This is a genomic window from Entomobacter blattae (assembly GCF_014672835.1).
Lineage (GTDB): Bacteria > Pseudomonadota > Alphaproteobacteria > Acetobacterales > Acetobacteraceae > Entomobacter > Entomobacter blattae.
Genome location: NZ_CP060244.1, coordinates 199,028 through 207,500, shown reverse-complemented (window position 1 = coordinate 207,500; position 8,473 = coordinate 199,028). Strand labels below are relative to the sequence as shown.

General features: G+C 46.4%; 6 protein-coding genes, 1 tRNA gene and 2 rRNA genes (1 of these 9 only partly in view). 4 read left to right on the top strand and 5 right to left on the bottom strand.

Annotation, left to right across the window (positions count from 1 at the left end):
* The 4 genes from JGUZn3_RS00930 to JGUZn3_RS00915 all read left to right on the top strand — a co-directional run.
* A 23S ribosomal RNA gene (locus JGUZn3_RS00930) occupies positions 1 to 779 on the top strand; it begins 1,966 nt to the left of the window's first position.
* A gap of 146 nt (positions 780 to 925) precedes the next feature.
* A 5S ribosomal RNA gene (rrf, locus tag JGUZn3_RS00925) occupies positions 926 to 1,041 on the top strand.
* Positions 1,042 to 1,085: 44 nt separating this feature from the next.
* Positions 1,086 to 1,162, top strand: a tRNA-Met gene (locus tag JGUZn3_RS00920).
* A 254-nt stretch (positions 1,163 to 1,416) separates the two neighbouring features.
* Positions 1,417 to 2,634 (top strand): hypothetical protein, encoded by a 1,218-nt coding sequence (locus tag JGUZn3_RS00915; protein ID WP_203413927.1) that lies wholly within the window; start codon positions 1,417 to 1,419, stop codon positions 2,632 to 2,634.
* Positions 2,635 to 2,816: 182 nt separating this feature from the next.
* Here the strand turns inward: JGUZn3_RS00915 and leuB are convergent, their stop codons facing one another.
* From leuB to JGUZn3_RS00890, 5 genes are read right to left on the bottom strand one after another with little or no spacing between them, the layout of a single operon-like run.
* Positions 2,817 to 3,863 carry a 3-isopropylmalate dehydrogenase gene (leuB, locus tag JGUZn3_RS00910; RefSeq protein ID WP_203413926.1) on the bottom strand — a complete coding sequence of 349 codons (1,047 nt, stop codon included), beginning with the start codon at positions 3,861 to 3,863 and terminating at the stop codon, positions 2,817 to 2,819.
* Positions 3,860 to 4,447, bottom strand: a complete 588-nt coding sequence (gene leuD, locus JGUZn3_RS00905; protein WP_203413925.1) for a 3-isopropylmalate dehydratase small subunit — start codon at positions 4,445 to 4,447, stop codon at positions 3,860 to 3,862. The genes leuB and leuD overlap by 4 nt, the downstream gene beginning before the upstream one ends.
* A gap of 2 nt (positions 4,448 to 4,449) precedes the next feature.
* Entirely contained in the window at positions 4,450 to 5,859 is a 1,410-nt protein-coding gene (gene leuC, locus JGUZn3_RS00900) for a 3-isopropylmalate dehydratase large subunit (protein ID WP_203413924.1), read from the bottom strand.
* 20 nt (positions 5,860 to 5,879) lie between these two features.
* Positions 5,880 to 6,830 (bottom strand): branched-chain amino acid transaminase, encoded by a 951-nt coding sequence (locus JGUZn3_RS00895; protein ID WP_203413923.1) that lies wholly within the window; start codon positions 6,828 to 6,830, stop codon positions 5,880 to 5,882.
* Positions 6,827 to 8,425 carry a 2-isopropylmalate synthase gene (locus tag JGUZn3_RS00890; protein WP_203413922.1) on the bottom strand — a complete coding sequence of 533 codons (1,599 nt, stop codon included), beginning with the start codon at positions 8,423 to 8,425 and terminating at the stop codon, positions 6,827 to 6,829. The genes JGUZn3_RS00895 and JGUZn3_RS00890 overlap by 4 nt, the downstream gene beginning before the upstream one ends.
* Positions 8,426 to 8,473 lie beyond the last annotated feature (48 nt).

The following is an 8,473-nucleotide window of genomic DNA, read 5'->3' as shown; positions in this document are numbered from 1 at the left end:
GTGTAGGATAGGTGGGAGGCTTTGAAGCGGAGGCGCCAGTTTCTGTGGAGCCAGCCTTGAAATACCACCCTGAATTTTTCTGATGTCTAACCGCATCCAGTTATCCTGGATCGGGACCCTGCATGGTGGGCAGTTTGACTGGGGCGGTCGCCTCCCAAAAAGTAACGGAGGCGCGCGATGGTGGGCTCAAGCCGGTCGGACATCGGCTGTTGAGTGCAATGGCATAAGCCCGCCTGACTGCGAGAGTGACAGCTCGAGCAGAGACGAAAGTCGGCCATAGTGATCCGGTGGTTCCACGTGGAAGGGCCATCGCTCAACGGATAAAAGGTACTCTAGGGATAACAGGCTGATCTCCCCCAAGAGTCCACATCGACGGGGAGGTTTGGCACCTCGATGTCGGCTCATCACATCCTGGGGCTGGAGCAGGTCCCAAGGGTTCGGCTGTTCGCCGATTAAAGTGGTACGTGAGCTGGGTTTAGAACGTCGTGAGACAGTTCGGTCCCTATCTGCCGTGGGTGTTGGAGATTTGAGAGGATTTGTCCTTAGTACGAGAGGACCGGGATGAACGCACCTCTGGTGCACCGGTTGTCGCGCCAGCGGCATGGCCGGGTAGCTAAGTGCGGACGGGATAATCGCTGAAAGCATCTAAGCGAGAAACCCACCTCAAAACAAGATCTCCCCATTAGGGCCGTGGTAGACCACCACGTTGATAGGCCGGGTGTGAAAGCGCAGTAATGTGTGAAGCTAACCGGTACTAATTGCCCAATTGGCTTACCCTTTATGGCCTGCTTGCAGGCCCATAATGTGCACAGAGACCATCTACACACAACCTTCTCATAATTTTATGGCCTTTCTGGCTCTCGCTTTGCTCTATCCTTAAACACCTCCATCCACCCGCACACAGTTTATCGGGTGGGCTTGATGACTTGGTGGCTATGGCGGGGAATGATCCACCCGATCCCATCCCGAACTCGGCCGTGAAATGCCCCAGCGCCTATGATACTGCGTCTTAAGACGTGGGAAAGTCGGTCGCCGCCAGGTCTTTAAGCCCACTCGACCCCCTAAGAGCTCATCAATACACCTAACGCGGGGTGGAGCAGCCCGGTAGCTCGTCAGGCTCATAACCTGAAGGTCACAGGTTCAAATCCTGTCCCCGCAACCAAATTCCATACACCACCCCCGACATCTCCCCATATCCATCATACATGACACCCCCAAGGCACCCTTACAGGGGAGTGTCTGCAGAACTGTGTTCTCACTAACCCTGAAGGTTGGCGCAGATAATAGAACACGTTGCTCCAAAGACCATATAGCAGTATAGTAAAGAGGAGAATAAAAGCTCCTAATCATCATATAAATACTAAGCAGGAAAATGGGCCAAAAGTCAGTAATGGTAACGACTTTGGAAGGGACTATATGGCAGGCAATAAATTTTTTGGTTCAAAGAAACTTATAAAAAAAGTTAGAGCAGCCTTACAAAGTATGGATGATATAGCTTTTTATAATGTTACCCATGATAGCAATGGGCAATCCATACTTAACTTACAGGGAGTTCCTATTCCAGGTAAGTTTCCTTGTGGAGGTCCTTTTGGTGCGGCAATTGCTGTAAGTTATATTGACTTAACAGGTGAAGATGTTTTTGAAATTGTAGGAAAAAGATGGGGCAATAATGTTGTTGCCAGTGGTATTGCCAGTGAGCACGCAGAAGATCAAGCTATGCAGCCTGATAATTATAAAGCATTACAAAGAAAATTAAGCTTACTGCGTAGTAAGGGATTAACCGCAACAGTATGGCAGCTTTCGTCGGGTCAATCTTGTCCTACCTGCCATACTAAGCAAGAAATTATGGCACGAGATCTTGTTCAGCGTGGTTTAATAAAAAAGGGACATTTTAAAACGGTATATGGAGCAACATTCGAAGAAACATTTAAGATAGCACAATTTTTTGACGATCAATACTCAAGGGCTTTAATCGCATTTTCCCTGTCTCCAAAAAATAGAAAAAATATTATCTCTTCAAACTCTATTAATTTTGCTGATTTACCTGAAGAGGTTATGGATATTTTAGGGAGTGCAAGCAAGCCTACTGCTGTATTTGTTCGAAATCGACAAATATATGCCATAGGGACAGATGAAAGAAATGAATTTGACCTCTATTCCACACCTGAAGTAACGGCTATTCGTAAAGCATGTGTCCGTAATCGTGAAGAAAATAATGTATTGGCTTCATGGGAAGTTAGTGGAGAGCTGTTTACGACCACTCAAGAGGTAGGCCCACTTTTATTTACTGAAATGGGTTGGACTAAGGCTTCTCAAATTAAGCATGTTTTAATGCCTAAAAATCTCCAGCATCTGCAGTATGAAACATGTGAGACCCCTCATTTAAACAATGCAGCTTTTCTCCACATTGTTGCGGGTGGTTATACGGATCCGCTAGCAGCAATAGAGGTGTACCATGATAAAATGTTTAACAATACTGCCCAGCCTCAATGGGCAGAAGGACTGGCTGTAAATAATACAATGTTATACAATGGGGCAAGCGTCTCAGATTGGGTTTTAGACCATGCTGATTTAGCTAAGTCGCGTTTTACGGCTTTAGACTTATCTGCAATAGAAGAATCTGACAGTATTTAATATAATATTGTTTATAGTTTTTACCATTTGCTCGTGAAAGAGTGAAAGTAATTTTCAAAAATAGCACTGTAATCGAACAGGGGGGTACACTACACATTAATAGGTTACAGAGGTAGAACTGTATGATGGTATCTAAGACCGTAAACCTTGTAAGGAGTAGTGTATGCTAAAATTGATTAAATCTAACGATGTAGATTGTTGATAACAGCTTTTGTTATCTCTGTAGTATAGGCATTCCCGCCAAGATCTGCTGTTAAAGGGCCATGTTGGGTTAGAAGATTAACGGCTTTTTCAATTTGTATAGCTTCGTTTACTAAGCCAAGGCTGTATTGTAATAATAAGCTTACAGATAATATGGTTCCAATAGGATTGGCTATATTTTTTCCTGCGATATCGGGAGCAGAACCGTGAATAGGTTCATAAAGGCCAATACTTTCTTTGCCGAGTGAAGCAGAAGGGAGAAGACCAAGAGAGCCGCTAAGAGCTGCGCATTCATCGGTAAGAATGTCACCAAAAAGGTTTTCCGTAACAATTACATCATAGTGAGCAGGGTTTATGAGGAGCATCATCGCCATAGAGTCAACTAACTGATGCTCTAGCTTTACATCAGGGTAATCTTGGGCAACCTGGCTTATGGTTTCCCGCCAGAGGCGTGAGGTTTCAAGAACATTGGCTTTATCGACTGAGGTAAGGTGTTTACGGCGTGTGTGTGCTAATTCAAAGGCTTTTCTGGAGACGCGTTCAATTTCCTCTACGGTGTAAAGGGTTTCATCGGTTGCAGTTTTTTCGGTGCGTGTTTTTTTGCCAAAATAGGCACCCCCTGTCAGCTCTCTAACGAAAATAAAATCAACCCCTTTAATTTTTTCTTCCTTAAGGGAAGAAAGAGAAAGAAGGGCATCATAAGTATGAATGGGGCGAATATTAGCAAAAAGATTGAGGGCTTTGCGGAGGGCGAGTAGCCCTTGTTCTGGTCGAACATTCGAAAGATGAGCCCATTTAGGGCCCCCTACGGCCCCCAGAAGGACAGCATCTGCCTTTTGGCAGGCGAGAAGGGTTTGTTTCGGCAGGGGGTTGCCAGTTGCATCAATGGCAGCGCCCCCAATAAGATGTTCTTCGAAAGAAAAATCGTGGTTGTAGATTTTGGCAATTTCTTTAAGAATATTGACAGCCGATGTGACGATCTCTGGGCCAATACCATCCCCAGGTAGTGTTACGATATTGGCTTTCATATAAATTGCCCTTTCTTTTTTTGTTCATACTCTGAAATTTTTTGTGCATTTTGCAGAAGAAACCCCATTTGGTCGATCCCTTGCATAAGGCAATGTTTTGTAAAACTATCAATCGTAAAGGATACAGTACGGAGATTACCAATGGTAATGGTTTGTTCTGCGAGGTTGATAGTAGTGAGTGTGCCAGGATTATTTAAAAGGAACTTATGGGCATCATCATCCACAACAAGCGCAAGAAGGCCATTTTTTAAGGCATTATTTCTGAAAATATCGGCAATTTCGTTGCTGATTACGGCCCGAATGCCATATTCGAGCAACGCCCAAGGGGCATGTTCACGAGAAGAGCCACACCCAAAATTTCGTCCAGCAACCAAAATAGTGCATTGAGAGGCCTCTGGTTTATTGAGGGGAAAATCAGGGTTATGGGTTCCGTCAGGCAGATAACGCCAATCTTCAAAGCAATGTTCACCCAGGGCTGTGTTTTCAGTGGTGGTCAGAAACCGAGCGGGGATAATACGGTCTGTGTCAATATTTTCATCGGCAAGAACTGCTGTACGAGACTTAACCTCTTGAATGGGTTTCATGGTCAGGCTACTCCTTTGTAGGTTTCAGGAACGGTAATTTTTCCAGCAATGGCAGAGGTTGCAGCTGTTGCGGGGCTGGCAAGAACTGTGCGGGCACCTGCCCCTTGGCGGCCTTCAAAATTACGGTTTGAGGTACTGACCACGAGCTGGCCAGGTTGAGCGATATCGCCATTCATACCCAAACACATAGAACAACCGGCCTCGCGCCATTCTGCTCCAGCGTCCTGAAAAATTTTGTCTAGCCCTTCTTGCTCGGCCTGTTCCTTAATTTGCCCAGAGCCTGGCACAATGAGCATACGGACGTGGGAGGCAATTTTTTTGCCTTTTAGGATATTGGCTGCTTCACGCAGATCAGGCAGGCGGCCGTTGGTACAACTCCCTACAAAAACCACATCAACATGGGTGCCAAGCATGGTTTGCCCAGGGGTGGTATGCATATAGTCTAGGGCACGTTGCTCAAGCGCATTGCGTGCTGATGGGGTAGGGGCAGTGATATCAATCGCCATGGCGGGGTTGGTGCCATAGGTAATTGTGGGTCTAATGCTGCTCGCATCAATGTGAATTTCGCGGTCATAAACGGCATCGGGGTCTGAACGCAGCTGCTTCCACTGTTCCACAGCTTTGTCCCAGTCTGCTCCTTGAGGGGCACGTGGCCGGCCTTTTAACCAGGTGAAAGTGGTTTCATCTGGCGCTATAAGTCCTGCTCTCGCTCCGGCTTCAATAGACATGTTGCACATGGTCATGCGGCCTTCCATAGAAAGTGCTTCGACGGCCTCTCCTTTATATTCAAGGACGTAGCCTGTACCGCCATCCATCCCTATTTCCTTGATAATATGCAGGATCATGTCTTTGGCACCCACCCCATCCTGTAATTTTCCATCTAAATAAATGGCAAAGGTTTTGGGGCGGCGTTGTAAGAGGCATTGGGTTGCTAACACGTGACCCACTTCTGTCGTGCCAATTCCAAAAGCCAAAGCTCCAAAAGCCCCATGTGTCGAAGTGTGGCTATCTCCACAAACAATGGTCATACCCGGCTGTGTGGCTCCAATTTCTGGACTGAGAACGTGGACGATCCCACGCTCCTTACTGTTCCATCCATAGAGTTGAATACCAAACTCAGCACAGTTTTTCTCCAGCATTTCTACCTGTTTTTTGGTCTGGGGGTTGGCATAGAGAGGCTCCCCGTTTTCTGTAGCAGGCAGAGTGGGAGTGGAGTGATCCATTGTGGCCAGCACACGCTCGGGGCGGCGAACCTTTAATCCCCTACGGCGTAGCTCAGTAAAAGCCTGTGGACTGGTTACTTCGTGGATAAGATGCAGGTCGATATATAACATGGCGGGGGTTTGGGGTGTTTCTGGGACAATTTCATGATTTGCCCATATTTTTTCAAATAATGTGCGGGGTTGGGCCATAAGATTGTTTCCTTGTTGTTTTATTTCGCATAGGTATCCAGCGGGGTCAGCCAGTTCCATTGGTCAGCTGTTGATCCATCGAAAATGCCAAAAAATGCTTTTTGAAGGGCCTTGGTGATAGGCCCTGGGCACTCCTTGCCAACAGGTTTGCGGTCAACAGAACGGACAGGGGTAATTTCGGCTGCGGTTCCCACCATAAATACTTCATCGGAAAGGTAGAGGGCTTCGCGGGGAAGTTCTTTTTCTTCTACCGGAATATTCATGTTTTTCGCTAAGGTTATCACAGAATCACGGGTAATCCCTGCAAGAATACTGGAACTTACAGGGGGAGTACGTAAAATGCCATTCTGCACTAAAAATAGGTTCTCTCCAGCGCCTTCACTTAAAAGGCCGTTATGGCCAAGGGCAATACCTTCATCATAGCCGTTGCGTTTGGCTTCCAAGGCAATAAGTTGGCTGGAAAGGTAATTGCCACCTGCTTTAGCCCAGCTGGGAAATGTGTTAGGAGCCACCCGATTCCAGGAAGATACACAGACATCAGCCCCCTTGTGGATGGCATCCCCCAAATAAGCGCCCCAATCTAGGGCCAGGATTGCGATATCCACAGTGGTTTCTCCTTTAGGGATAACGCCTAGACTGCCAGCACCACGGAAAATAATGGGCCTGACATAGGCTGATTCCATGTTATTAGCTCGCACAATCTGACAACAGGCCGCATTGATTTCTTCTTCTGTATAATCAATATCAATTTCATAAATTCTAGCGGAATCAAAAAGTCTGTGGGTATGGGCATGCAAACGGAAAAAAGCTGGTCCCTTATGGGTTTTGTAAACCCTTTCCCCTTCAAAGACTGAGGAACCGTAGTGAAGGGCATGGGCCGAAACATGTACAGTAGCATCTTCCCAGGGTTTAATTTTACCATTATGCCAGATAAAGCCACGTTTTTGGCCTGAAGAAGATGAGGAGGTCATAAAATTACCCTTTCTGTACGTGAGGAGGCAGGAATGCTGGAGGCTTTCCGTTTTTTGCCATTTTCAATGTTGTTAACAATAGTCAGTGCCGCTTGTGCAGCAGCGGCAACAATGTCAGTATTAATACCATAACCGCCGAAAATATGATGATCTGATTTTATTTCAAGCCGGGCCTCTCCTTGAGCATCCCGACCTTCACTCAGCGCCTTGATCTGGAAGTTGTGAACATCAAATTTTGTACCACAAATATGTTCGATAGCAAGAAAAACAGCATCCACGGGGCCATCACCGTAAGCCGTATAGGTTTTAGGCCCTTCGTTATGATGATGGAGGGTAATTTCTACCGAAGCAGAGTTAGGAGAATCCTGCATGCTGGCGTCATAGGAGGAAAGAATGCGCATGTGCGTAATGGCCCAGGGCCCTATATTTTGGTTTTCATTTCCCATAATCAGGGCATGGAGATCTTCTTCATGGATTTCTCTTTTTTTGTCGGCCAGTTTTTTAAAGCGAACAAAAATATCGTCCATCTTGGTGTTGTCAGGGTCATATCCTAATTCATTCAGGCGTTTTTGCAGGGCCGCACGCCCTGAGTGTTTGCCCAGCACAAGGCGTGTTTGGGTAATGCCTACATCTTCAGGGCGCATAATTTCGTAGGTATCACGGTTTTTGAGCATGCCGTGTTGATGAATACCCGATTCATGAGCAAAGGCATTCTCTCCTACAATGGCCTTATTGCGGGCAATGGGCTGGCCTGTAATTTGGGTCAGAAGGCGTGAGGCTGCCGTGAGTTTTTGGCTGTTTGTTTCTGTGTAGACATCATAATAAGGTTTGCGCACCTTAAGGGCCATAATAACCTCTTCAAGGGCTGCATTGCCTGCGCGTTCACCAATGCCGTTTAAGGCACATTCTATTTGACGTGCTCCTGCTTCTACCGCAGAAAGGCTATTGGCGGTTGCCATGCCAAGATCATCGTGGCAGTGGGTGGAGAGAATAACAGAATCACTGTTTTTGATATTCTGTTTGAGGTAGTTGAAAAGCCTAAAAATTTCATTAGGAGTGGTGTAACCCACTGTATCTGGCACATTCAGAATTGTCGCACCGGCTTTTATCGCGGCATTAAAGATTTCAACTAGATAGTCTGGCTCAGTTCGCAGGGCATCTTCAGCCGAAAATTCTACCTCTCCACAATGGGGCCGGGCTTGGGTAATGCCTTTTATTGCCATTTCAATGATTTCTTCCTTGCTTTTACCAAGCTTGAATTCCCGATGAAGGGGGCTTGTGGAAATAAAAACATGGATACGGCTTTTATGGGCCCCTTCCAAGGCGCGGGCGGCAGTTTCAATATCGTTACTTTGGCAACGGGCTAATGCACAAATGGTTGTTTGATGTAAAGTTTTAGCAATGGCATTCACAGCTGTTGCATCATCGGGGGAGGCAGCCGGAAAGCCTGCTTCCAAGATATCAACGCCCACGTCTTCTAACATGCTCGCCATACGAAGTTTTGATTGGCGGTTCATGGAAAAACCTGGGGCCTGCTCACCATCGCGCAGGGTTGTATCAAAAATCAAGACCCGATTGGGAGGAATGCTAGACATTAAGAGGACCTTTCTGCTCATAAAATTAGTAAGAGAGCCAATAAAAAA